Source organism: Planosporangium mesophilum, assembly GCF_016863255.1.
Taxonomy (GTDB): Bacteria; Actinomycetota; Actinomycetes; order Mycobacteriales; family Micromonosporaceae; genus Planosporangium; species Planosporangium mesophilum.
In genome coordinates this window covers 64,040-88,096 of record NZ_BOON01000024.1, presented here as the reverse complement: position 1 = coordinate 88,096, position 24,057 = coordinate 64,040, and the positions used below count along the sequence as shown (strand labels likewise).

General features: G+C 70.3%; 25 protein-coding genes and 1 tRNA gene. 9 read left to right on the top strand and 17 right to left on the bottom strand.

Annotated elements, in window-relative coordinates; all coding sequences use genetic code 11:
• Positions 1 to 50: 50 nt before the first annotated feature.
• The 6 genes from Pme01_RS13180 to Pme01_RS13155 all read right to left on the bottom strand — a co-directional run bounded on the left by Pme01_RS13180 (position 51) and on the right by Pme01_RS13155 (position 6,797).
• On the bottom strand, positions 51 to 1,103 hold the full coding sequence (locus Pme01_RS13180) for a Rieske 2Fe-2S domain-containing protein (protein ID WP_168115678.1): 1,053 nt from the start codon (positions 1,101 to 1,103) through the stop codon (positions 51 to 53).
• 11 nt (positions 1,104 to 1,114) lie between these two features.
• A complete protein-coding gene (locus Pme01_RS13175) occupies positions 1,115 to 1,828 on the bottom strand; it encodes a 4-carboxy-4-hydroxy-2-oxoadipate aldolase/oxaloacetate decarboxylase (RefSeq protein ID WP_168115677.1) in 714 nt (237 codons plus the stop codon).
• Between the two features lie 31 nt (positions 1,829 to 1,859).
• Positions 1,860 to 2,852: a PDR/VanB family oxidoreductase gene (locus tag Pme01_RS13170; RefSeq protein WP_168115676.1), complete on the bottom strand. Its 993-nt coding sequence runs from the start codon at positions 2,850 to 2,852 to the stop codon at positions 1,860 to 1,862.
• A gap of 187 nt (positions 2,853 to 3,039) precedes the next feature.
• Positions 3,040 to 3,717, bottom strand: a complete 678-nt coding sequence (locus Pme01_RS13165; RefSeq protein ID WP_239088203.1) for a response regulator transcription factor — start codon at positions 3,715 to 3,717, stop codon at positions 3,040 to 3,042.
• Positions 3,714 to 5,282 carry a sensor histidine kinase gene (locus tag Pme01_RS13160; RefSeq protein WP_168115675.1) on the bottom strand — a complete coding sequence of 523 codons (1,569 nt, stop codon included), beginning with the start codon at positions 5,280 to 5,282 and terminating at the stop codon, positions 3,714 to 3,716. The genes Pme01_RS13165 and Pme01_RS13160 overlap by 4 nt, the downstream gene beginning before the upstream one ends.
• A 171-nt stretch (positions 5,283 to 5,453) precedes the next feature.
• Positions 5,454 to 6,797, bottom strand: a complete 1,344-nt coding sequence (locus tag Pme01_RS13155; protein ID WP_168115674.1) for an MFS transporter — start codon at positions 6,795 to 6,797, stop codon at positions 5,454 to 5,456.
• Between the two features lie 406 nt (positions 6,798 to 7,203).
• On the opposite strand from Pme01_RS13155, the gene Pme01_RS13150 reads away from it, so the two are divergent.
• The 3 genes from Pme01_RS13150 (at position 7,204) to Pme01_RS13140 (ending at position 10,721) form a co-directional block, all read left to right on the top strand.
• Positions 7,204 to 8,655 carry an aldehyde dehydrogenase family protein gene (locus Pme01_RS13150; RefSeq protein WP_168115673.1) on the top strand — a complete coding sequence of 484 codons (1,452 nt, stop codon included), beginning with the start codon at positions 7,204 to 7,206 and terminating at the stop codon, positions 8,653 to 8,655.
• Positions 8,656 to 8,885: 230 nt separating this feature from the next.
• The gene (locus tag Pme01_RS13145) at positions 8,886 to 10,289 is read left to right on the top strand and encodes an RNA-guided endonuclease InsQ/TnpB family protein (protein ID WP_203935597.1); all 1,404 of its coding nucleotides are present in this window, start codon (positions 8,886 to 8,888) and stop codon (positions 10,287 to 10,289) included.
• A gap of 3 nt (positions 10,290 to 10,292) precedes the next feature.
• Positions 10,293 to 10,721 (top strand): YkvA family protein, encoded by a 429-nt coding sequence (locus tag Pme01_RS13140; RefSeq protein ID WP_168115672.1) that lies wholly within the window; start codon positions 10,293 to 10,295, stop codon positions 10,719 to 10,721.
• Positions 10,722 to 10,778: 57 nt separating this feature from the next.
• Here the strand turns inward: Pme01_RS13140 and Pme01_RS13135 are convergent, their stop codons facing one another.
• Genes Pme01_RS13135 through Pme01_RS13120 form a run of 4 tightly spaced genes read right to left on the bottom strand, consistent with a single transcriptional unit; the run spans position 10,779 to position 15,091 of the window.
• Positions 10,779 to 11,762, bottom strand: a complete 984-nt coding sequence (locus Pme01_RS13135) for a sporulation protein (RefSeq protein WP_168115671.1) — start codon at positions 11,760 to 11,762, stop codon at positions 10,779 to 10,781.
• 53 nt (positions 11,763 to 11,815) lie between these two features.
• Positions 11,816 to 12,685, bottom strand: a complete 870-nt coding sequence (htpX, locus tag Pme01_RS13130; RefSeq protein ID WP_168115670.1) for a zinc metalloprotease HtpX — start codon at positions 12,683 to 12,685, stop codon at positions 11,816 to 11,818.
• Between the two features lie 7 nt (positions 12,686 to 12,692).
• The gene (locus Pme01_RS13125) at positions 12,693 to 13,757 is read right to left on the bottom strand and encodes a hemolysin family protein (RefSeq protein WP_168115669.1); all 1,065 of its coding nucleotides are present in this window, start codon (positions 13,755 to 13,757) and stop codon (positions 12,693 to 12,695) included.
• The gene (locus Pme01_RS13120; RefSeq protein ID WP_168115668.1) at positions 13,754 to 15,091 is read right to left on the bottom strand and encodes a hemolysin family protein; all 1,338 of its coding nucleotides are present in this window, start codon (positions 15,089 to 15,091) and stop codon (positions 13,754 to 13,756) included. Before Pme01_RS13120 ends, Pme01_RS13125 begins: the two co-directional genes overlap by 4 nt.
• A gap of 181 nt (positions 15,092 to 15,272) precedes the next feature.
• On the opposite strand from Pme01_RS13120, the gene Pme01_RS13115 reads away from it, so the two are divergent.
• A complete protein-coding gene (locus tag Pme01_RS13115; RefSeq protein WP_168115667.1) occupies positions 15,273 to 15,680 on the top strand; it encodes a MerR family transcriptional regulator in 408 nt (135 codons plus the stop codon).
• A 10-nt stretch (positions 15,681 to 15,690) separates the two neighbouring features.
• Here Pme01_RS13115 and Pme01_RS13110 read toward each other — a convergent pair whose 3' ends face one another.
• Positions 15,691 to 16,539 carry a pirin family protein gene (locus Pme01_RS13110; protein WP_203935596.1) on the bottom strand — a complete coding sequence of 283 codons (849 nt, stop codon included), beginning with the start codon at positions 16,537 to 16,539 and terminating at the stop codon, positions 15,691 to 15,693.
• A 158-nt stretch (positions 16,540 to 16,697) separates the two neighbouring features.
• On the opposite strand from Pme01_RS13110, the gene Pme01_RS13105 reads away from it, so the two are divergent.
• Complete coding sequence (locus Pme01_RS13105; RefSeq protein ID WP_168115665.1) at positions 16,698 to 17,153, top strand: MarR family winged helix-turn-helix transcriptional regulator; 456 nt, start codon at positions 16,698 to 16,700, stop codon at positions 17,151 to 17,153.
• Positions 17,154 to 17,171: 18 nt separating this feature from the next.
• Here Pme01_RS13105 and Pme01_RS13100 read toward each other — a convergent pair whose 3' ends face one another.
• On the bottom strand, positions 17,172 to 17,648 hold the full coding sequence (locus Pme01_RS13100) for a DUF4396 domain-containing protein (protein WP_168115664.1): 477 nt from the start codon (positions 17,646 to 17,648) through the stop codon (positions 17,172 to 17,174).
• A 397-nt stretch (positions 17,649 to 18,045) separates the two neighbouring features.
• Between Pme01_RS13100 and Pme01_RS13095 the strand changes: the two genes are divergently transcribed.
• Positions 18,046 to 18,912 (top strand): NAD(P)H-binding protein, encoded by an 867-nt coding sequence (locus tag Pme01_RS13095; RefSeq protein WP_168115663.1) that lies wholly within the window; start codon positions 18,046 to 18,048, stop codon positions 18,910 to 18,912.
• Between the two features lie 254 nt (positions 18,913 to 19,166).
• Here the strand turns inward: Pme01_RS13095 and Pme01_RS13090 are convergent.
• A tRNA-Sec gene (locus Pme01_RS13090) sits at positions 19,167 to 19,262 on the bottom strand.
• A gap of 259 nt (positions 19,263 to 19,521) precedes the next feature.
• Between Pme01_RS13090 and Pme01_RS13085 the strand changes: the two genes are divergently transcribed.
• Positions 19,522 to 19,689, top strand: coding sequence for a hypothetical protein (locus Pme01_RS13085; RefSeq protein WP_168115662.1), 168 nt, complete (start codon positions 19,522 to 19,524; stop codon positions 19,687 to 19,689).
• Positions 19,690 to 20,089: 400 nt separating this feature from the next.
• A complete protein-coding gene (locus Pme01_RS13080) occupies positions 20,090 to 20,743 on the top strand; it encodes a hypothetical protein (protein WP_168115661.1) in 654 nt (217 codons plus the stop codon).
• A 24-nt stretch (positions 20,744 to 20,767) separates the two neighbouring features.
• Here Pme01_RS13080 and Pme01_RS13075 read toward each other — a convergent pair whose 3' ends face one another.
• The 3 genes from Pme01_RS13075 to Pme01_RS13065 are packed head-to-tail and all read right to left on the bottom strand — an operon-like array spanning position 20,768 to position 22,545.
• Complete coding sequence (locus Pme01_RS13075; protein ID WP_239088202.1) at positions 20,768 to 21,580, bottom strand: hypothetical protein; 813 nt, start codon at positions 21,578 to 21,580, stop codon at positions 20,768 to 20,770.
• On the bottom strand, positions 21,540 to 21,860 hold the full coding sequence (locus Pme01_RS13070) for a hypothetical protein (protein WP_168115660.1): 321 nt from the start codon (positions 21,858 to 21,860) through the stop codon (positions 21,540 to 21,542). Before Pme01_RS13070 ends, Pme01_RS13075 begins: the two co-directional genes overlap by 41 nt.
• A 19-nt stretch (positions 21,861 to 21,879) precedes the next feature.
• A complete protein-coding gene (locus tag Pme01_RS13065; protein ID WP_168115659.1) occupies positions 21,880 to 22,545 on the bottom strand; it encodes a hypothetical protein in 666 nt (221 codons plus the stop codon).
• Positions 22,546 to 22,804: 259 nt separating this feature from the next.
• On the opposite strand from Pme01_RS13065, the gene selD reads away from it, so the two are divergent.
• Entirely contained in the window at positions 22,805 to 23,794 is a 990-nt protein-coding gene (gene selD / locus Pme01_RS13060) for a selenide, water dikinase SelD (RefSeq protein ID WP_203935595.1), read from the top strand.
• A gap of 19 nt (positions 23,795 to 23,813) precedes the next feature.
• Here selD and Pme01_RS13055 read toward each other — a convergent pair whose 3' ends face one another.
• On the bottom strand, positions 23,814 to 24,047 hold the full coding sequence (locus Pme01_RS13055) for a hypothetical protein (protein WP_168117582.1): 234 nt from the start codon (positions 24,045 to 24,047) through the stop codon (positions 23,814 to 23,816).
• Positions 24,048 to 24,057: the final 10 nt, after the last annotated feature.

Genomic DNA, 24,057 nt, shown 5'->3' with positions numbered 1-24,057 from the left:
GCCATGAGGCACGAGGTGCGCTGAGCCCATGATTCGCTCGCTTCGCTCGCTCATGCGCCCGCCACCGCCGCCCGCGGCCGCGCCGGCGCGGCGGCCGCCGCCTCCGCCTTGGCCATCCGCTCCAGCAGGCGGCGGCCACGGATGCCCGCCACGTCGGAGCGGATCGACGACTCGAGCATGCCCGGGTCGGTCGCGACCATGACCTCCTGGATCTCCAGGGCGTCGACGTCCTCCTTCATGACTGCCAGCTGCTGCTTGAGCTGGAACGCCGACAGCTCGGCGTCGTCGATCTTGTAGTCGCGGCCCAGGGCGAAGAAGTCGTGCGTCTCGGTGTCCGTCGCCGGGGTCATGCCGTAGATGACCTTCATGTGGAAGCCCTCGGGCTCCTCGGTGCCGGTCGGGGCGATCCGGATGTTGAGGATGAAGATGCCGGGGGCGTAGAAGTCGCCGTCCTGCCAGCGGTCGATGTCGGTCGTCACGCCCATCGACGAGCGGTAGAACGGCGGCGCCTCGATCCCGATCATGTGCCGGATGAACGAGACCTTGTTGCCCTCGCTGGTCACGTCGATCGGGGTGGACGCGACGGCGGCGTTGCCGATGCTGCTCGGGTGCAGGAACGTCTCGTGGGTCAGGTCCAGCAGGTTCTCGACCAGGAGCACCTGGCGGGCCTTCAGCGGCACGACCCCGTGCACGTGGGTCCAGTTCTCGTCGGTCAGCCACGAGACGTCGGGGATGTCGTCCGGGTTGGCCTGCTCCGGGTCACCGGGCCAGATCCAGACGATGCCGTACCGCTCGACGACCGGGAACCGGTGCACCGAGGCCTTCGGGACGTCGGGCTGCTCGGCGACCCCGACGCAGGTACCGGAGCCGTCGATCTGGTACCCGTGGTAATTGCAGGTGATGACGTCGTCCTCCAGCCGGCCCAGCGACAGCGGGTAGCGGCGGTGGGGACAGCGGTCCTCGATGGCGTTCACGCTACCGTCGGAGAGGCGATAGAAGCACACCGGCCGATTGGCGATCCACCGCTGCATCAGCGTACGGCTGACCTCGTCGGACCACGCGCCGATGTACCAGCCGTTCATGACGATGGGGTTCGCTGCCATGACAGTTCTCCTCAGAGGTTGCCGGGCTCGGCGTCGTCCGCCGGCTCGTCGACGTAGGTGACGCCCAGGGCAGCGAGCTTCTCCCGCATGCCGTAGACGTCGAGGCCGAGGACGCCGGCCTGGAACTTCTCGCGCTTCTCCTGCTCCGCGGCCTCGCGGGCGAGCGACTTCTCCGCCACGCCAGGGGCGTCCGGGAGCGGGACGACGAGCACGCCGTCGTCGTCGGCGACGATCACGTCGCCCGGCCGTACCTGCGCGCCCGCGAGGACGACCGGCACGTTCACCGAGCCGGGGGTTGCCTTGACGGTGCCCTGGGCGGAGACGGCGCGCGACCACACGGGGAAGCCCATCGCGGTCAGGTCGGCGACGTCGCGGACACCGGCGTCGATGATCAGGCCGAGGACGCCGCGGGCGGCGAGCTGGGTGGCGAACAGCTCACCGAACATGCCGTCGGTCGACGGCGAGGTGGTGGTGACGACGAGGATGTCACCGGGGCCGCACTGCTCGATGCAGGCGTGGATCATCAGGTTGTCGCCGGGCTGGCTGAGTACGGTCACGGCGCGCCCGGCGATGCGCGCACCCGGGTAGATCGGCCGCAGCACCGGGTGGGTCAGGCCACGACGGCCCATCGCCTCGTGCGCGGTGGCGACACCGACGCGGCCGAGAACGCTCACGGCCTCGGGGTCGGGCCGCCGCTTGGTCCGTACGATCACGTGCTGGCTCATGCGGCCTTCCAGGTAGTGGTGGGCGGACGGTCTAGAGGTCGAGGACGAGGCGGGCGCCCCGGCAGCGGGAGACGCAGATCATCATCGTGTCGTTGGCGGCCCGCTCGTCCTCGGTGAGCAGCGAGTCGCGGTGGTCGGGCTCCCCCTCGAGTACCGGGGTCTCGCAGGTGCCGCAGATGCCCTCGGTGCACGACGACAGGACGTTGACCCCGGCATTCTCCACCGCCTCGAGGATGCTCAGCTCCGGCGGTACCGCGACGGTCAGGCCGGAGCGTTCGCAGACCACCTCGAACCCGGTATCCTCGCCGTCGACGACGGCCGGGGCGGCGGTGAACCGCTCGACGTGCAGCGAGCCGGCCGGCCACTCGCGGCAGCGCTCCGCCACCACGTCCAGCAGCGCGGTCGGGCCGCAGCAGTAGACCAGGGTGCCCTCGGCGGGCGCGCCCAGGATCGCGTCGAGGTCGAGCAGGCCGGTCTCGTCCTGCGGGTGGACCCGGACCCGGTCGCCGTAGCCGGCCAGCTCACCCAGGAAGGCCATGGAGGCGCGGGTACGACCGCCGTAGTGCAGTACCCAGTCGGCGCCGGCCGCCTCGGCCGCGCGCACCATCGGCACCAGCGGGGTGATGCCGATGCCGCCGGCCACGAAGACGTACCGCGCCGCGGGGTGCAGCGGGAAGTTGTTGCGGGGGCCGCGGATGCGCAGGCTCGTCCCGACGGTCAGCTCCTCGGCGATCCACCGGGAGCCACCGCGCCCGTCGATTTCGCGGAGGACGCCGATGCGCCAGCGGCTGGTGTCGGCGGGGTCGCCGCAGAGCGAGTACTGGCGGGTCAGCCCGCCCGGCAGCTCGACGTCGATGTGTGCGCCCGGCGTCCAGGACGGCAGGTCCGACCCGCCCGGGAGGGCGAGCTCCACACCGACGACCCCATCCGCCTCGTCGCGGCGCTCCACGACCACGACTTCGGCCTCGAAGTCGGAACTGGTGCGGGCCGCGGGGGCGGATGCGTCGAAAACGGTGGATGTCACGGCGCGGGACCTCCCTGGGTGGTTACCGGTAGGCGAGGGCGATCACACATGACCGCCGTCACACACAACGTACGAAGTACGCAAGGGGCAGGGATCGGCCCGATGTCAGCTCGTGGACAACCGTTGCGGCGGGGATCGCCTACGTCATCCGTCGCGGTCCCGTCACCGGGTCCCGCGCCGCCGCCGGTCAGGTCGGCGGGATGAGCCCTTCCCTGATGGCCAGAAGCGCGGCCTGCGTCCGCGAGGCGAGCTGGAGCTTGGTCAGGACGTTGCTGACGTGCGTGCGGGCCGTACGCTCGCTGATGACCAGGGTGTCGGCGATCTCCCGGTTGGACTTCCCCCGGGCGACCAGGACCAGGATCTCCCGCTCCCGCGCCGTCAGGGACGCCAGCCCGACCTGCGGGGCCGCGATCCGCTTCGTGAGCTGGCGGGCGACGGCCGAGTCCAGGTGGACCTCGCCGGCCGCCGCGGCCCGGATGGCGGTGGCCACCTCGTTCGGATCGGCGTCCTTGAGCAGGTACCCGGCCGCTCCGGCAGCCAGCGCGGCATGCACCCGCTCCACCTCGCCGAAGCTGGTGAGCACGACGACCTTCACGTCCGGATGGGCCCGGGTGATCACCTCGGTCGCCGCCACGCCGTCCATCCGGGGCATCCGCAGGTCCATCAGCACCACGTCGGGCATGGGGTCCCCCGTGGTATGCCACTGCCGGAGGAGGGCGACCGCCTGCTCGCCGTCGGCCGCCTCGCCGACCACGTGCAGGAACGGGATCGTATCGGCGTAGGCGAGCAGTCCGCGGCGGACGATGGCGTGATCGTCGACCACCATCACCCGGATGACCTCGTCCTGAGGTCGGTCGGTGCTCACCTGCTCGTCGTCTCCTCCACTGGCTGGTTGTGCCAGGCCGCTGCCGGCACCGTGACCTTAACGGTCCAGCCGCCGGTCGGGTGCGGGCCGGCGTACAACTGGCCGCCCCACCGCTCCGCCCGTTCCCGCATGGATACCAGCCCGAGCGTGGCCCGTGGCGCCCGGGTGGGCGCAGCCCGCTCCGGGCCGGGCTCCGGGCCGCAGCCGTCGTCGGTGACGTCGATGGACAGCACGCGGTCGGCCAGGGCGAAGCGGACCGCCACGGTGGAGGCCCGGGCGTGCTTGACGACGTTGTGCAGGGCCTCCTGGACGATGCGGTACAGGTCCTCCTGGATCTCGATCGCCAGGTCGAAGTCCAGCTCCTCGGGCGCCTGGACGTCGACCACCAGGGCGGTACGCGCCTGCAGGCTCGCCGCGTGGGCCCGGACGGCCTCCACCAGGCCCAGCTCGGCAAGCTCCAGCGGGTGCAGCTCGAAGACCAGCCCGCGCAGGTCGGCCAGCGCGGTCCGGGACAGGTCGGCCAGCTCCTGCGCCCGGCTGCGCATCCGCGCCGGGTCGGCGTCGGCGTTGTCGACCTGGCTGCGCAGCGCCTCGGCCTGCATGCGCATCGAGAACAACTGCTGTACGACCGAGTCGTGCAGGTCCCGGGCCAGCCGGCGGCGCTCGTCCGACTGGGCCTGGGAGCGGGTACGGGCCAGGTGCGCCGCGATGTCGATCGCGATGGCGGCGTGGTCGGCCATCGCCTCGAGGAAGGCCAGCGAGCTGGGGCCCGGGTCGTCCCCCGGTACGTAGTACGCGTTGATGACGCCGATGGTCCGGCCGCGCACGATCAGGGGCATGGAGGCGAAGCTGTCCCAGTTCGGGTAGTCCATGATCTCGTGCAGCGGCGCCCAGGTCGGGTCGGCCAGGATGGCGGGCTTCCGGTTGAGGACCACGACCGGTTCGCGGGTCTGGATGGCGTCCATGAAGCGGACGCGGGCGCCCAGCCGCCGGCAGGCGGACAGCCGCTGGACGAAGTCGGCGGCGTCCCCGAAGCCGGCCATGCCCAGTACCCGCAGTTCGTCGGAGGGGTTGTCGATCGCCAGGATCTGGACGGCGGCGATGTTCGCGGTCATCACGATCTCGTTCGCCACGGCGTCCAGGGTCCCCCGCAGCGAACCGGCGTCCGCGACGCTGGAGGCGGCGCGGGTGATGGCGGTGAGCCGCTCCTGCTGCCGCAGGACGTTGGTCACGTCGCTGAACCAGGCCGCGTAGGCACCGCCGGCCAGGGGGACGAGCCGGTACTCCAGGTCGCGCCGGCGCCCGTCCGGGGTCAGCCACACGGTGCGGCGGCGGTGGTCGCGCAGCCCGGCGAGGTCGGCGTCGCCCAGCGGGAACGGGGCCGGGTGCCCGATGAGGTCGTCGGCGGGCAGTCCCAGCACGTCGAGGGCGGCGGCGTTGAGCACGGTGAAGCGGCCGTGCCGGTCGAGCAGCGCCAGGCCGTCGGCGGACACGGCCACGAGGGCGCGCAGCACGGAGTCGGCGCCGAGACCCGGCACGGACGGTTCGTCGACACGGCATTTCACGTTGCTGCACACCTCTGCCTGGTCGCTAGGCCCGGAACCACCGTAAAGCCCGCGTTCGGCGCGAATCATATCCACCCGCCCCCCGACCGGTACCGGTGTTGCAGCGGCTCGGTGCGCCGCCGGGGGGTCGAACCCCGGCGGCACACCGAGCGGAGTGGCTGCGAGCTCACGTCACCGCGCCGGCTCCGTCGCGGGAACCCCGCCGTCGACCGGCTGGGCCGCGCCCGCTGCGGCCTCGCGGGCCTTGGCCTGGTTGCGCAGCCCGAGGGCGGCGAGCAGGCTCACCAGTGCCAGCGCGGACACGTAGAGCGCGATCGGCGTGGAGGACTTGTAGGCGCCGAACAGCGCGGTCGCCACCAACGGGGTGATCGCCCCGCCGATCATGCCGCCCAGCTGGTAGGAGATGGAGATACCGCTATACCGGGTGCGCACCTCGAAGATGTCGGTGAACAGGCCGCCCTGGGCGCCGGCCATGAGGCCCTGCACGATCGCGGCCACCATGAAGGCGATCAGCGCCAGGCCGGTGCTCTTGGTGTTGACCATCTCGAACATGGGCCACGGCCAGATCACCGCGGTCAGCGCGCCGAACAGGTACACCTTCTTGGAGCCGAACCGGTCCGCGAGCACCGCGGCGCCCACGATCGTGGCGCCCCACGCGGCGGTCGACAGCAGGATCAGCGTGAGCAGCGTGGACCGGCTGAAGCCCACCACCGTGGTGCCGTAGTTCAGCATGTACGCGATGACCGTGTAGCCGACCGCGGGCGGGGCGATGGAGGCCAGGCTGGCCAGCAGGAGCGTGCCCGACTGCCGGCGCACGAGGTCGGCGACGGGAACCTTGCTGGTCGCCTTGTCCTGCTTGACCGCCTGGAACTCGGGCGCGTCCTCCAGCTTGGAGCGGATCATGAAGCCGACGACGACCAGGACGATGCTGATGATGAAGGGGATGCGCCAGCCGTAGCTGAGGAAGTCCTCATTCGACATTCCCGACACAGCGAGGAAGGCGAGGTTGGACAGCAGCACGCCGGCGGGGAGGCCGAGCTGGGCGAAGCTGCCGTAGACCGCGCGGCGCCTCGGTGAGGCGTGCTCGGTGGCGATCAGGACCGCACCGCCCCACTCACCGCCCACACCGAAGCCCTGGATCAGGCGGAGCGCCACCAGCAGCACGGGCGCCCCGACGCCGATGGCCGCGTACGTGGGCAGCAGGCCGATGGCGAACGTGGCGCCACCGGTCATCAGCAGCGTGAGGATCAGCATCGACTTGCGGCCGATCCGGTCACCGAAGTGCCCGATGATCGCGGCGCCCAGCGGGCGGGCGACGAAGCCGACCGCGAAGGTCGCGAAGGCCGCCAGCGTGCCGGCGACCGGCGAGAACTTGGGGTAGAACAGGCTGCCGAACGCCAGCGCGGCGGCGGTGCCGAAGATGTAGTAGTCGTACCACTCGATCGCGGTACCGATGAAGCTCGCGGCGAAGATGCGCTTCGTCCGCGACTTATCGGCGGTTGCGGGTAAGGCCACGCGTCTTTTCTCCTCAGGAGGCCGGCTGGTATATGTAGCCGGGGCGGGGTGTGATGCCGGTCTCACGGCTATAGGGATACAAGCTGGTCAGCGGTCACCGCGCCCGAGCCCACCGACCCGACCGGGCCGCGTCGCTTGTACCGGACGGTCTACGTCATCTGTCGCATCACCGGCGCCAATCGCAGGTCAACGCCCCTTTCGGCCAGGTCCGCGATGCCGTCACCCGGTCGGGTGAACGTCGGTCGACGGCCGTACTACGTCAGATGTCGCGTCGCCGGTCTCCGGAGTGAACCTGCCGGTACGGGTCCGATGACTCGGGAGGTCACCCCGCGACCGGTCTACGGTGACCCAACACACAGTCGCGGCCGTTGCATGGCTCTGCGACGACCGAGAGGAGCGAGGCCACATGGTGTCCCTCGACCAGTTGCCCGAGATCAGGACCGACCTCTTCATCGACGGCGCCGTGCACACGTCCGACGACACGCTGCGGGTCATCGATCCGGCCGACGGGGTGTCCGTCGTCGGGTACGCGGCCGCCGCGAGCAGCAAGCAGGCCGAGGCCGCGGTGGCCGCCGCGCACCGGGCCTTCCCGGAGTGGGCGGCGCGCACCCCGCAGGAGCGGGCGGCACTGCTGACCAAGGCGATCGCACCGCTGGAGGCCGACCGCCCCGCGACGGCGGAGGTCCTGACCCGCGAGAACGGCAAGATCCGGATGGAGTCCTTCATCGACTCCATCGTCTTCGAGCACCGCTTCAACCTGGCGGTCGGCCTGACCGACGAGCTGGACCACGTGAGCCGGCTGGCGGGCCCGCCGTACCGGACCGAGGTCTCCTACCTGCCGCTGGGCGTGGTGACGATCATCGTCCCGTTCAACTGGCCGCTGGCGATCCTGGCCGCCTCGCTGCCCCAGGCGCTGCTGGCCGGCAACACCGTCGTGGTGAAGCCGCCACCCACCGCGCCGCTGGCCACCGTCCGCACGGTGCAACTGGTGGCCGAGGCGCTCCCGCCGGGCGTGCTCAACGTCGTCACCGGTACCGATGCCGAGGTCGGCCCCGTGCTGATCCAGGACGACCGGGTACGGAAGGTCTGCTTCACCGGCAGCGTCGGCGGCGGCAAGCGGATCATGGAGATGGCGGCCGCGTCCCTGACCCGGGTGGCGCTGGAGCTCGGCGGCAACGACCCGGCGATCGTCCTGGCCGACGCCGACCTCGGCCCCGAGGCGATGCAGCGGCTGTTCACCGGCACGTTCGACTCCACCGGCCAGATCTGCATGGCCTCGAAGCGGCTCTACGTGCACCGGTCGCGGTATGAGGAAGTGGTGGAGGGGCTGTCCGCGATCGCCGCCGCCACCCGCCTCGGGCACGGCCTCGACGAGGGCGTCACCATGGGCCCGCTGCACAGCCGGCGCCAGCTCGAGTACGTCCAGGAGCTCGTCGACCACGCCCGCCAGACCGGCGCCGAGGTGCGCGAGTTCGGCGAGCTGCCCGACCTCGGAGGCAACTTCATCCGCCCGTCGCTGGTGCTCGACCCCGCCGACGACGCCCGCGTGGTGGTCGAGGAGCAGTTCGGCCCGACCCTGCCGATCCTGCCGTTCGACGACGACAACGACGCGATCGCCCGCGCCAACGACACCTGGTCGGGTCTGTGCTCGTCGGTCTGGACGCAGGACCTCGACCGCGCCGCCGCGGTCGCCGCCCAGCTGCGGACCGGGTACACGTTCGTCAACTCGCACGGTGCCGCGCACCTCGACGAGCGGGCGCCGTTCGGTGGCTTCAACCAGAGCGGCATGGGCCGGGAGATGGGCATCGAGGGCATCCGCGAGTTCATGGACACCCACTCGGTCGGATTCCCGGCCTGACAGCGGTATTCACGAGAGCCCCGGCGGGTCGGCCGACCCGCCGGGGCTCTCGGCTGACGATTCGTCGCTACCGGGTTTGTCCGCAGTGCTGCGGCCTTCAGGCCGGGGGTGAAGCGGACTGTCCCGTGTAGCGGGGCAAGGAAAAGCCTGTTCGCGGTCACGGCGGACAGACGTCCATCGTCCAAGCATGGAGATCGAGAAGTGTCGTACCCCTGGTCGATACTGATCTCATGACGACCAAGAGGTTCCAGTACCGGGCGTACCCGACGCCCGCACAGGAGCCTGCCCTCGCGCGAGCGTTCGGGTGTGCGCGGGTCGTCTACAATGACGCGCTCCACGCCCGCGAGACCGCCCATGCGAATGGCCTGACGTACCCGAAACTCGCCGAACTGTCCCAGCGCTTGACTGAAGCGAAGAAGACCCCGGAGCGGGCCTGGTTGGGTGAGGTGTCGGCGGTCGTGTTGCAGCAGGCCCTCGCCGACGCGGACCGTGCCTACCGCAACTTCTTCCAGGCGGCCAAGAACCGCAAAGCCAACGGCGGCAAGGGCCGGTTCGTCGGTAAGCCCAGGTTCAAGAGCAAGAAGAACGCCCGGCAGGCTGTGCGATACACGCGTAACTCCCGGTTCAAGATCCGGGTCGTGAATCGGGAGCGGGCGCTGCTGACCCTGCCGGGTGTGCCTGGTGAGGTCATGTTCCGGCTTTCTCGCCGACTGCCGTCGAACCCGTCGAGCGTGACCGTGGTCGGTGAGGCTGACGGTCGGTACTACGTCTCGTTCGTCGTCGAGACCCCAGCCAAGCAGCCGCTGCCCGAATCGAGCCGGCACGTCGCGTTGGACCTTGGTTTGGTCGACTTCGCGGCCGTGGTCGCCACGGACGGCACACGCGACAAGATCGCCAACCCGAGGTTTCTGCGGGCCGCCCAGCGGCGGCTCGCTCATCATCAGCGCGCTCTCGCGCGGAAGGAGAAGGACAGTAAGAACCGGGCCAAGGCTCGGGCGAAGGTAACAGCAGCCCACCGCAAGGTGCGGGAGGCCCGGCTCGACCACGCGCACAACCTCGCTCTCCGGCTGGTTAGTGAAAACCAAACGATCACCGTAGAGGCATTGAACGTGCGCGGCCTGGCTCGCTCCGGCGCGAAAGGCCGCCGAGGTGCAGGGTTGCGCCGCTCCGTGCACGATGCGGGTTGGGGCCAGTTTCTGCGGGTCCTGACCGTCAAGGCCGCCGAGTACGGCCGGAGCGTGCTCGCGGTGGATCCGGCGTACACGTCGCAGTCGTGCGGGGTGTGCGGCCGGTTGGACGGTCCGAAGCCGCTGAGCGTGCGGGTATGGACCTGCGCCGGCTGCGGAACCACCTTGGATCGGGACTACAACGCTGCCACGAACATTCTTGTCGCCGCAGGGCAGACCACCGGCCTCGCGCCGGTTGCGGAGACGTTAAACGCCTGTGGAGGGGTTATGAGACCGCGGCTAGCCGCAGCAGACCCCGGTGAAGCAGGAACCCGTCCGTGGCCTCGCCGACTAACTCTGGCGAGCAACCACGGGAATCCCCGTCGTTCACGGCGGGGAGGATGTCAAGCTCGTGTCATGACGAATCAGCGCGAGCGGGTACAGGTCCGCTCCCTCGGCGCCTCGTAAGACATGGCCTGGTGGTGGCAGACCCTGCTCGGGGTTGCGGTCGCGCTGGTGCTCGCCTGGGCCGCGCTGGTCGTCGCGCTGCTCATCGCCAGACCGAAGGGCTCACTGCTCGGCGAGGCGATGCGGCTGCTGCCGGACCTGCTGCGGCTGCTGCGCCGGCTCACCGCCGACCGCCACCTGCCGCGTGACGTACGGCTCCGGTTGGCCCTGCTGATGGCGTACCTGGCCATCCCGATCGACGTCATCCCGGACTTCATCCCGGTTCTCGGCTATGCCGACGACGCCATCGTCGTGACCCTCGTGCTGCGCAGCACGGTCCGCCGGGCCGGGATCGACGCGGTCCGCGCGCACTGGCCCGGCAGCGACGACGGGTTCGCCGCCCTGTGCCGGCTCACCGGCCTCACCCGGTCACCCGGGCCCGAACCGGACTGAACGACGGTGGCCCCGCCCCGTCCGCACCAGCGGAGCGGGGCGGGGCCACCGAGGTGACTAGAAGTCGCCGCCGAAGTCCATGTCGCCGCCGTCGAAGACCTCGTCCATCATCTCGCTGGCGATGTAGCCGCCGACCATGCCGGCGGCGATGCCGCCGACGACCGCCCCGGCGCCCATGCCGCGGTGCCCGTGCCCGTGGCCCGACTTGCCGGGACCGTACCCGTGGCCGTACCCCTGCGGCGTGCCGAAGTGGCCGCCGCTGCGGGAGACCACGGCCTGCCGCAGCCAGCCGTCGATCTGCTCGGCCCAGTCGGTACGGTCGGCGTTCGCGTGCTCGACGCGCAGGTGGTGGAACACGTCGCGACCGGCGGTGAACAGCCCACCGCGCTTGTCGACCTCGATGATCACGTCGAGGGCGTGCGGGTTGGCCACGAAGGTCAGCTCAAGCTGGTTGAGGGCGTGGGAGTACTGCGGCGCCGCCCAGAACTCGATCTCCTGGTAGAACGGCAGGCTCTGCTGCACGCCCCGGATGTACCCGCGCTCCAGGTCCGCCGACCGGAACCGGAAGCCGAGCCGGCCCATCGCCTCCAGGACGGCCTCCTGGGCGGGTAGGGGCTGCACGAAGACGGGGTCGAGGTCGCCCTTGTCGACCGCGCGGGCGACCGCGACCTCGGTACGCAGGCCCATCGTCATGCCGTGCAGGCGCTGGCCGTACACGTCGGTGATCGGGGTTTCCCACGGCACGGGGAACTGGAACGGGATCGACTGCCGGGCACCGGCGGCCAGGCGCAGCGGGCCGGTCACCGGTACGCGGTGGAACTCCACGGTGCTGTTGTACTCGTGGTCACCGCTCTCCGTCTCGACCCGGGTGACCAGACCGACGGCGACGTGCTCGATGTCGACGTCGCTCTTGCCACCCTCCAGGTGGACCTGCCCCTGAAGCATGCCACCGGGACGGGTGTACGGGTCGGTGAGCACCGTGTCGACCGACGGGCCACCGACGCCGAGCGCGCCGAGCATCTTCTTGAATACCACCAACATCTCCTAACTGGGTCACGAGACCAGGCCAAGGGAAGGTACGTACAGGCGCCCACTCAGTGCGAGACGGTGGGCTCGGTCGCCATCTGGTGCAGGCGGCGGATCCGGTCCGCGGTCGGCGGATGGGTGCGGAACAACGCGGCCAGACCGCCACCGGCCAGCGGGTTGGCGATCATCAGGTGGGCGTGTGAGGCGTGCTGGGAATCGGCCGGCAGAGGTACCAGCCGCGCCCCGTGCTCGATCTTGTCCAACGCGCTGGCGAGGCCGAGCGGGTCGCCGGAGAGGCGAGCGCCGTCCGCGTCGGCCTGGAACTCGCGGCTGCGGCTGATGGCGAACTGGATCAGCCCGGCGGCGAGCGGGCCGAGGATGAGCATCGCGATGACCGCCAGCGGGTTGGGGCCGTCCTCGTCGTCGGAGGTGAACGGCAGGAACAGGGCGAGGTTCGCCACCGCGGTGATGATGCCGGCAAGCGCGGCGGCGACGCTGGAGATGAGGATGTCGCGGTTGTACACATGCGACAGTTCGTGGCCGAGCACCGCGCGCAGCTCACGGGGTGTGAGCAGGCCGAGGATGCCCTCGGTGACGCACACCGCCGCGTTGGCCGGGTTGCGGCCGGTGGCGAACGCGTTCGGCTGCGGGGTCGGGCTGACGTACAGGCGCGGCATCGGCTGGCCGGCCGTGGTGGCCAGCTCGCGCACCATCGCGTACAGCTCGGGCGCCTGCGCCTCGGTGACCGGCTGGGCGGCCATCGAGCGCAGCGCGAGCTTGTCCGACCAGAAGTAGGTGCCGGCGTTCATCGCCAGGGACAGCAGCACGGCGATGACCAGTCCGGCGCTGCCGCCGATCCAGTAGCCGGCGGCGATGATCAACGCGGTCAGCAGGCCGAGCAGCATGGCTGTCTTCAGCCCGTTGTAGTGGCGGTGCATGGTTACCTCACTTCCTCGCAGCCCGGGCGGTGGTCACCCGGGTGCGGTCGGTCTCGTCATCGAACTCGCCGATGACCTCCTCCAACAGGTCCTCCAGCGCCACCAGGCCGACGACCCGCCCACCCTCGGTGACGAAGGCGACCTGGGCGCGGTGCTGGCGCATGGCGGTGACCGCGGACGGCACGGTCGTGTCGGCAGCGAGGGTGTACGGGGTGGTCATCAGGTCGCCGGCGCGGGCGGGCCGCCCGGCGGTGGTGGCGCGCACGGCGTCGCGGACGTGTACCTGACCGACGATGCGGCCGCCGTCGTCGGTGACGGCGAGGCGGGACCGGCCGGTGTCCCGGCTGACCCGCTCCACCCGGCGCGCATCGGCGTCGCCTCCAACCGCGACGATCTGCCCACGCGGCGCCATCACCTGGCGAAGCGTCGTGTTCTGCAACTGGAGCAGCCGGGTCAGCAGGCGCTGCTCGCCGGCCGGCAGGAGCCCGTGCTCACGGGACTGCTCGAGCAGCATCCGCAGCTCGTCCGGTCCGTGCGCCTGGGCCACCGTGTCGACGGGGTCGACCCGTACCGCCCGCAGGGCGAGGTTCGCCGCGCCGTTGAGGACGGACAGCACGGGACGGGCCAGCCGGGCGAAGGCCCGGAACGGCAGGGCCAGCAGCAGGGCGGAGCGCTCCGGGTCGCTGATCGCCCACGACTTCGGCGCCATCTCCCCCACCACCATGTGGCAGAACACCACCAGCGCCAGGGCGACCACGAACGCGACCGCGTAGCTGAGCTCGGCCGGCAGGCCGGCCGCGGTCAGGACCGGGTCGAGCAGGTGCGCGATCGCCGGCTCGGCGAGCGCGCCGAGCCCTAGTGAGCACAGCGTGATGCCCAACTGCGCCCCGGCGAGCATCAGCGACAGCTCCCGGCTGCCGGCCAGCGCGGCCACGGCGGCCCGGCTGCCGTGCTCGGCCGCCTGTTCGAGGCGGTGGCGCTTGCTGGCCACCAGCGCGAACTCGGCGGCCACGAAGAAGCCGTTGGCGGCCAGCAGCACCAGCGAGATGGTCAACGCCCAGGTGGTACTCATGCCGCCACCGCCGTACTGGCGTGCTTGGTCACGGCCACCGCGACCGAGGCCGGCACGTGGCGGGCGACCGTCACGACCTCCAGGGCGACCTCGTCGGACACCCCGGGCAGCGTGATCCCGACCCGGTCACCGGGTTGAGGCACGCGTCCCAGTCGGGTCATGATCAGGCCGGCGACGGTGTCGTAGTGCTCGCCCTCGGGTAGCGGTACGCCGGTGGCGTCGACGACCTCGTCGACCCGCCAGCGGCCGGGGACCAGCCATGACCCGTCCGGGCGCCGCAGCGCACCGGGCTCGGCGTGGTCGTCCTCGTCGAGGATCTGCCCGACGAGCTCCTCGGCGACGTCCTCGAGCGTGATCACGCCGGCGAACGCGCCGTACTCGTCGAGGACGCACGCCAGTTGCCGGTGCTCGCCGCGCAGCCGATCGAGGACAGCCGGCAGCGGCAGCGTCTCGGGCAGCAGCAGGGCAGGCGTCGTCACCGCTGCGACGGGGATACCGGCGCGCTCGGACGGCGACAGGGCGAGGATGTCGCTGACCCCGACGACGCCGACGATGTCGTCCACGCCGTCGTCGCCCAGGACCGGGAACCGCGAGTGGCCGGTGTCGAGCAGCTCCACCACCCGGGTGGCCGGCTCGGTGGCGCGCACGGTCCGCACGTCGACCCGCGGGGTCATCACCTGCCCGGCGGTACGCTGCCGGAACTCCAGCCCGCGGGCCAGCAGTCGGGACGTTTCGTCGTCCAGGTGGCCGTCGGCGCGCGCGTCGGCGACGATGCGCTCCAGCTCCTCGGCGGTGGCTCCGGCCGGAAGCTCCTCCACGGGCTCCACACCGACGCGGCGCAGCAGCCGGGTGGCGGCGGCGTCGAACAGCCGGATGAGCGGGCCGGCGACCGCCAGGTACGCCAGCGTCGAGCGGCTCAGCGCCCGCGCGAGGGCCTCGGGCCTGGCGATCGCCAGGTTCTTGGGGGCCAGTTCGCCCAGCACCATCTGTACCACCGTGGCGAACAGCAGCGCCGCCGCCACCGAGAGCGGAAGGCTCACGGCCGTCGGTACTCCGGCGGTGTCGAGGAGGCCGGCGAGCCCGGCGCCCAGGTACGGCTCGGCGACGAAGCCGACCAGCAGCGCCGTCACGGTGATCCCCAGCTGCGCGCCGGAGAGCATGAACGACAGCCGACCGGACACCCGCAGCGCCCGCAGCGCCGGCTCGTCGCCGCCGTCGGCCAGTTGCTGAAGCTTGGCGCGGTCGACCGCGACGTAGGCGAACTCCTGGGCCACGAAGTAGCCCGTCGCCGCCGTCAACGCGACGATCAGGGCAAGACCCACGATGATCAACATGCCGGGACACCGTCCTCGGCCTTCACCGTGCCGACCACTGCCGGCCTCGATGGAATCCGCAGCCGGGCGTCACCCGGCGGGGTACTACAGCCTTCGCTGTCAGGTGAGCTGGTCACGCAACAACAGTAGCACGTGCGACTGTATGGTTTAGGGTGCAATGCTGTAGCCAAGGGGGTGCCTGATGTCCGACGAACTGCTCCGCATCGGCGAACTGGCGACCCGCGCCGACGTGAGCGCCCGGACCGTGGACTTCTACACCACCCTGGGCCTGCTCAGCCCGGCCGGCCGCACCGGCGGCAACTACCGCCTCTACTCCCCCGACGCGGTCGACCGCATCGCCGTCATCCGCCAACTGGAAGCCCACGGCGTCAGCCTGCACGACATCGCCGCCGCGATGCAGCGGGAACCGAGCGGCGACGCCGTCGCCGGCCTGCTCACCAAGCTCGGTCAGGATCTACAGAGCCTGCAGGAGGTCGCGCACAGCGCCGGCCCCGAGGCGCACGGCCTGCTCGCCGCGATCACCGCTCGGGCGCACTCCCTGATCACCACCGCCCTGGAGATCGCCGCCAACATGCCCCCGCCGGCCTGACGCCGCCGTCTCAGCGGTCGTACTTCAGCCGCGCCTGGCGGGGCACGTCACCGAACTTGCCGGCGTGGAAGTCGGCGAACGCCTGGGTGATCTCGGTGCGCTTGTTCATCACGAACGGGCCGCCCATGGCGACCGGCTCGCCGATCGGCTGGCCACTGTAGACCATCACCCTGCTCTGCCCGTCGCGGTCGGCGGCGGCCAACTGCAGGAGGCTGTCCGTCGCGGCGACGCCGCTCGGGTCAGACCATGCGGTCTGCCCGGCCCGTACGGTCCGGCCGGCGATGCCGACCTCTCCGGACACGACGTAGACGAAGGCCCGATGGTTGGCCGGCAGCGGGTACCCGGTGGACGCTCCGGGGTCGAGGGTGACGATCGCACCCTGCACCGGCCAGTGGTTGAGCGCCGGACCGGTGACGCCGGCGATCGTGCCGGAGACGACGTCGATCACCACACCCGGCAGCGTCAGCCGCGGCCGGTTGACCGCGAGTACGTCCTGGTAGCGGGTGTCGGCCAGCTTGGAACGGGCGGGCAGGTTCAGCCACAGCTGAAGCGTGTGCGCGTGCTCGTTGCGGAACGCCAGCTCCCGGTGGATGATGCCGCGCCCGGCCGTCATCCACTGCACGTCACCAGCCTGCAGCGCGCCGGCGTTGCCGAGGTTGTCGCCGTGTTCGAGGACGCCGTCGAGCACGGTGGTGACCGTCTCCAGGCCGCGGTGCGGGTGCCACTCGAACCCCGGCTCGGAGAACCAGTCCTCCGACAGCAGCAGGAACGGGTCGGTCAGCGACGGGTCGACCGGGGCGATGACCAGGGCCTTGTCGTCGACCTGGGCGTCCGGGCCGAAGTGCTGCTTGGTCGTCACCCGCGACACGGTGCGGCCCGGGGCGATTGTCGGAGTACCCATGATGCGCGGCCTTCCTGCTGGACGGCTGGGCCGCCCGACGGACGTGTTGCTGACGTATCAACAAACTAGCACGATGATGCTGACGTGTCAGCATTCACTCCGGTAGGATCATCACCGTGGCCGGGACGAGGTGGTTGGACGACGGCGAGGCGCGCATGTGGCGCGCGTTCTACGAGATGCGCCGCCACCTGGACAAGGCGATCGAGCGCCAGTTGGCCGACGCCGGGCTGTCCACTGCGGACTACGACCTGCTGGTACCGCTCTCCGAGGCGCCCGGCGACGGGCTGCGCGCACGTGACCTCGCCAACCATGTCGGCTGGGATCGCAGCCGGCTGTCCCACCAGCTTCGCCGCATGGAGCAGCGGGGGCTGCTCACCCGACGCGAGTGCCCCAGCGACGCGCGCGGCACGCTGATCACGTTGACGCCGGCCGGGAGGCGAGCCGTCGAGACGGCCGCGCCCGGGCACGTCGAGACCGTCCGCCGCCACTTCGTCGACCTGCTCAGCCCGGAGGAGATCGACACACTCACGGCGATCTCGACGCGCATCCGCGACAACGCCACAGACACCTGACCCGATCGGGCGCCCCGTTCAGTGGTGGGCGTGGTACGCGTGGACGACGGCGTGTCCGCGACCGCGGCCGATCAGCCACTTGTTGACCGGGGTGGTGAGCACGAACGCCACGACGAAGGAGAACGCCAGCGAGCCCCAGAACAACAGGCTGGTGAGTCCGGCGTCCATCGCGCCGGGAACGGCGATCATCACCGCGTTGTCGAGAACCTCCATGATGGCGATGGAGACCGTGTCGGCGGCCAGCGCGACGGTGAAAGCGGTCTTGAGACCCACCCCGGCGCGGAGCACCCCGCGCATGGTGAGCGCGTAGCCGAACACGAAGGCCAGCACCACGGACAGTACGACGATCGCGGCGTTGTGCAGACCCAGCGCGGTACCGATGACCATTCCGGCGACCTCACCGATGGCGCAGCCGGTGAGGCAGTGCAGCGTCGCCTGGGCGGCCATCGCCCAGGTCGCGACGGCCCGTGCCGGGTGGTGCGCGGCGTGGTCCATGGCGGCCTCCCGTTCGTCGGTGACCGCTACACCATACCCCTAGGGGGTATATATGCGTCGCGGTTGTGACCGGCGCGACGGTCCGACTTTCCGTGCTCGGCCGCTGCGACACCGACACCATCATCCGTACCGGTTCGGTGCACGCCCTACGCACGATGCTGTCCTGACCCGCGGCGGCTGGTCATAGCGCGAAGCGGCGCGGGCGGGTGCGCCGGGGCTCCTCCGGGTGGTGGCGACGCACTGGGACGGGGTTGCCGGCCTCGTCCAACTCGCCGGAGGGACGCAGGCGGCGCCCCTGATGCGCGGACCGCACCCACGGGCGCCCCAGGTCCTGCGCCCAGCCTCGCTGCGGCGGCCTAGAATCGTGATCTCTTTACCGTGTTCCACGGGAGGCGGCATGATGCGAGCCGAGCTGGGTCCTGTCCTGGTCACCGGCAGCACCGGCCGCGTCGGCCGGATGGTGGTTGATTACTTACTGGACGCGGGTGTGCCCACGCGTGCGCTCACGCGCCGGCCAGAGAAGGCGTCTTTCCCCGCGGCAGTGGAGGTCGTCGGGGGCGACTTTACTGTTCCCGACTCACTCGAGGAGGGGTTGCGCGACGTGGGAGCGGTGTTCCTTGTGTGGACACTGCCTTTCGCCACCGCTCCCGCCGTTATCGAGCGAATCGCCCGCCGCGTGCGGCGCGTCGTGTTTCTGTCCGCGCCTCACCGCACGCCGCATCCGTTCTTCCAGCAACCCAACCCCATGGCCAAGCTCCACGCGGACATCGAGCAGCTGATCGCCGACGCCGGGATGCTGTCGACGGTTATCCGGCCGGGAATGTTCGCCTCGAACACGCTCAACTGGTGGGCCCCGACGATCCGAAGCGGACACCCGGTCCGCTGGCCCTACGGCGCAGCCGAGACCGCGCCCGTCGACGACCGCGACGTCGCGGCGGTGGCTGCCCGTGTGCTCGCCGACGAAGGCTACGCCGGAGGCGACTACGTCCTCACCGGCCCCGAATCATTGAGTCAGGCCGAACAGGTTCGCATCATCGGTACCGCCATCGGCCGCGACATCGCATTCGAGGAGCTGTCACCCGACGAGTTCCGGCGCGAGACGGCGGCCACCTGGCCGCGCCCGGTCGTGGACATGCTACTGGCCGCCTGGGACGCGACGATGGGGCGCCCGGCCTACGTGACTTCTTCGATCTCCGACATCCTCCGAGCGCCGGCACGACCCTTTCACCAGTGGGCCACCGACCACGCCTCGGCGTTCATGTAGGGCATACCGCCGGTTCCCGTGGTTCGACCGACCGCCGTGCGTGCACTGTAGCGACAACGACCAGACTCCGTTGAGCGACGTGGCTGCGCCCCGAATGGGACGCACCCAGTGAGGCGGGTGCAAGGTCGCCGCCAGGTGAAGTGACCCCTACCGGCCGGACACCTCAAGGTCTACGCCAAGTGCATCGAGGGCGCTGATCTTTCAGGACGCCCCGTTGATCTACGTCCCGGCAGGTCTACGGGGCGACGTGCTGGTGGCGGAGGCGGACGGGAATCGAACCCGCCTGACCCGGATCCCGGGTCACATCGGTTTTGAAGACCGTGGGGGGCACCAGCCGCCCGAACGCCTCCCAAAGCCTCTGACCTGCGAAAACACCGCAGGCAAGGAAGCCAACGTCGTCCAGCCTACCAAGATCAACGACGTCATACCCACACGGGAGTGGATCACTCCCACGGTCTTTCAGTGTTCGTCGGTAGCCGCGCTCCTCGGACCCGCAGGCTGGCGGACGTCCTCCACGACGCACGGACCGTCCCCCCATGAGCAACAAGCACCGCCACGAGCCGACTCCACGGAACCCCCGGGCCGTCGCCAAGGGCGAGGACTTCGACGGTGCGGTCACCAGAAGGTACCGGCAAGGTTCGGATGGTCGGCGTGCCGCACCTCGCGCCGATCTGGTTCCTGGTCGACGCGCGCGGCGAGCGGAGCGCCGTCGAAGGCGAAATGGTGTGCCGGCTGCGCATGGAACACGTCAGCGGCGCTCTCGACATCGCGCTGTGACGGTCGCGGGGTCGCGGATGACGTCCGAACGTCTACCGGCGGCGCAGGACCCCGAAGACGGCACGACCGGGGCCGATCTCCGTCACGCCGACGAGTTCCCAGCCTTGCTGTCTCGAGCCGGTCGGCGGCTCCGAGGACCGCTGTCATTCGCTGGACGGCGCTGCCGTCCTCGGTGACGACACTGAGCAGCCGGTACGGGTAGCTACGTGGGTCGAAGGCGCCGGCAATGACCGCGTCGGCGGCTACATGGCGGCTCCAGTTGACCGTCTCGGGGGTTCCATGGAAGGCCATGCGGTCACCGTAGTCGACGTCGGCTGATGTCGTGGCGCCCCGATGGGGCGGCCGCGGGGTGGCGCGGAATCGGTACCCTCACGGTGTGATTCCGCTGTCTGGGCACGGTGTGTCGGGCCGGTACCGGCGCCTGTCGTATCGTCGGCGCGCCGTCGCGGCACTCGCTGTCCTGGTCGGCGCTGTCGTGGTCGCGGGCTGCTCGGGTGGCAGGCAGCCGCTGCCGCAGTCGACCGCCGACTCCCCACCCTCGGTGCCGACGGGTACGACCTCGGCCTCCGCCAGCGCCGGGCCGACGTACAACGCCATAGGGCTGGACGTATGCACCAAGACCGATTCGGCTCAGCTGGCCACCCTGTCACTCACCGTGGATCGCGCGGAGGCGAAGCAGCCCACGTCCGGGGCTGGCGATGCGTGCCAGTTCAGCATGCACACCGCCGACGGACACAAAGCAACCCTGTTGGTGGAGGCGTCCACGCCGCCGTCGATAGAGGAAGCTCAGCGTCTCTTCCGCTCCAAGGCCGCGGTGACGGTCATGTCGCCCGAGGGCCCGATCATGGGTCTCGGTGACGAAGCCGAGGCGTTCTCCAAGCAGTCGCAGCCGGGATACAAGTACTCCGAGTACCTGATGCATGCACGCAGCGGCAACCTGGTCGTCAAGGTCTGGCTGGCGGTGGGTGGCAACGAATTCACACCCAAGGCGACGCTGGCGGCCACGTGCCAGGCAATTGTCAAGGCAACGCTGAGCGCCGTGCCCCGGTCCTGACCACCACACGACGCCACCGTGGCGCTAGTTGCGGACCGCCTGGGGCCATCCCTGCGACGACAGCTTCGAGTGGTCGCCGACCTGCGTCGCGATGTCCCGTACATTGCCCAGCGCCTGCACGAAGCGCTGACCGACGGTGACAACGATGTTGAGGGTCTCTTCGAAGATGGTTCCCGCCATGCTGGCGAGCGCGTTGACGGCCTCGATGATGCCGAAGACGGAGGCCGCGTCGGCGGCGGCCTGGACGAACTTGCCGGCGAGCTTGGTGATGACCTTTGCCAGCTGCACCGCGAAGTCAACGTTCGTCGCGGCGATCTTGTACAGCCAGCCACTGATGAACTCGGCCTTGACGGCGACGTCGTCGATCGCGGCCCGCTGCTTGGCGGCCTTGTCCCGGTAGGCGTTGGCCGCGGGGCCGGTCCAGTTCGCGAGGTTTTCGTTGGCCGGGTCGCTGGCCGGCATGGACATCGCCGAGACCGGCGACTTGACCTGGCCGACCCAGTGGAAACTCGTCCGGATGAGCGAAAGGACCGGGATCTGGTGGTCGGCCGCGTGCTTTACGATCTTGAGGATCTCGTCGAGCGCGTGGTGGGCCTTGTCGAGTTGGTTCTTGACCCAGAAGGCCGCCGCCCCCAGCATCCAGCGATAGTGGTTGGACTGGTCGACGACCCTGTTGAAGGCGTCGACGGCCTTCTTCACAGCGTTGCCGATTTCATCGAAAGACTGGTTGAAAAGGGCGGTGAACTCGGCGTCCGATGCCATCGTCGATGATCCTCCGAAGGATTGGCGCGAATGACTACGCGCTGTAAATCTTATTGAGATCGAGCGTGACGACATTGTCCGCGTTGTCGTACGCGTCGGCGATCTTGTCGAGCGCACGGCCGATCTGCTCGAACTCGACGACCGCGCCGGTGAGGGCCTTCTCCATGAACTCCCGGTAGCTGCAGTAGGCGCTGTGGTGTTCGAGGATGTTGGCATCGCCGATGAAGAAGGCCTCGGGGGCTAGGGACATATCGTGCACAGCCTGCTTGACGGGTTCCATCTGATCGGCGAGGCTTCGCCATTTCTTGGCCTCGTCCCGCACCGACTCGGTGATGACTTTGACTTCTTCGGACATGCTGTGCGATCCCCTCGGGTCAGTGGCCGCTCTGCGCGGCACGCAACACGGCCAGCGCGTCCAGGCGAAGTTGTTCGGCCTCAGCCATGGCGATACGCGAGATATCACCCGTGATCTCGACGATGTCGCGGCCCCGCAGCCGTACCGTGAAACAGCCGCGAGGACTGGACAGGGTGGTGTCGCGGTGCGCGGCGGCGGCGCTGTCGGCCTCCAGAGCCGTCAATCGGCGCAGTTCGGCGTGGATCTCGTCGAGCATCGCCCAACTCGCGGCCAGCCAACGCTCCTCGTCGACCTCCGGGTCGGGCCGCGGCCAGTCTTCGTTACCGTCGGCCCTGGATGGCTGCCCGGCCAGTGCATGGTCGCCCGTCATCGCCGCCAGCCCGAGGGCGCTCACCGCCTTGGTCAACGCGGCGGTGTACGCCTCGAAGAGGGCACCGGCGAGGCCGCCAACCGCCAACCGGTCCCGCCAGTGGCGGCTGATGTCGACGCTTTCCAACTCGCCTCGACCATCGACGGTCACCCGGACCGAGTCCGACGCGTCGGCTCCCTCCTGGTACCGGGGTGGCGAGACGTCGCCTCCGGCCGCGCGCACTGCCTGCTCGGCCTCAGCGCGCAGCGCCTCCGAGTCCCCCAGACCGTCCAGACTGGCCAGCTTCAGGTCGTCGCGTCCGTCCCATGGTGACATGCTGGCGCTCCCCCGGTTGCTGAGTGAGCGTGGACCCACCCATGGCAATCAGCACGATGGTGTTACCGACCATCAAAGGTCGCGGATACCGCGCCGACGCCGCAGATTGTACGGGTCATGCACCGATCGTGGCGTGCGGATTCGCTGCTGGCCGGAGGCGACGAAACCGCACCTCGGCCGCTTCAGTCCACGTTCCCGGTGTCGCCGACCACCCACCCGAACTCCCCTTGCCGACATCCGACGTGCGAGAGTGAGAGCCATGCGCCTGACCCAGTACGCCCACGGTGGCGGCTGTGCCTGCAAGATCCCGCCCGGCGAGTTGGAGGCCGTCGTCGCCGGCCTCGTCGGCGACACTCCGCCGGACGGGCCCGGTGAGCTCCTCGTCGGGCTCGACGACGGAGACGACGCCGCGGTGGTACGGATCGCGAACGGTACGGCGATCGTCGCGACGGCCGACTTCTTCACCCCGGTCGTCGACGACGCCTACGACTGGGGTCGCATCGCCGCCGCCAACGCACTGTCCGATGTGTACGCCATGGGCGGCACCCCGGTCGTCGCCGTCAACCTGCTCGCGTGGCCGCGCGAGGTCCTCCCGCTGGAGCTGGCCGCCGAGGTGCTGCGCGGGGGTCTGGACGTGGCGCGGGAGGCCGGCTGTCACGTGGCCGGGGGCCACAGCGTGGACGACCCCGAGCCCAAGTACGGCATGGCCGTCACCGGGGTGGCCGACCCGGACCGGCTCATGCGCAACGACGCCGGCTCGCCGGGGCTGCCCCTGACGCTGACCAAGCCGCTCGGCATCGGGGTGCTCAACAGCCGGCACAAGGCGACCGGCGAGGTGTCCGCGCCCGCGGTCGCCGCCATGACCACACTCAACCGGGCCGCCGCCGCGGCCGCCGCAAAGGCGGGTGCTGTCTGCGCCACCGACGTGACCGGGTTCGGCCTGCTGGGCCACCTGCACAAGCTGGCCCGGGCGAGCGGGGTGACCGCGGTGATCGACAGCACGGCGGTGCCGTACCTCGACGGCGCGCGGGACGCCCTCGACGCCGGGTACGTCAGCGGCGGGACCCGCCGCAACCTCGACTGGGTACGCCCGTACCTGAGCGCGGACGGCGTGGCCGAGGACGAACTGCTGCTGCTGGCCGACGCGCAGACCTCGGGCGGGCTGCTGGTCGCCGGCGAGGTGCCCGGCTACCCGGTGATCGGCGAACTGGTCCCCCGCCGGGAGGGTGTCACCCTGTTCGTCCGCTGACTCTCATGATCCTGAAGGATCATGAGAGAACGACGCGCTGGCCGTTGCTGAGAGACGTCGCCCAGGTCGTCAGATACGGCTCGGGCAGCGCCTTGCCCGCGTTGGCGCCCCACACCTTCGCGAGTTCGGCGCGCACCTCGTCGACCGGCGCACCGGCACAGCGCTTCCGCAGCCGATCGAGCTCGGGCTGCATCACCGCGTTGAACCGGGCGATCGCGCGCCGGGCGCGCTGGTCGATCACGAACCGCGACATGCCAGCAGCG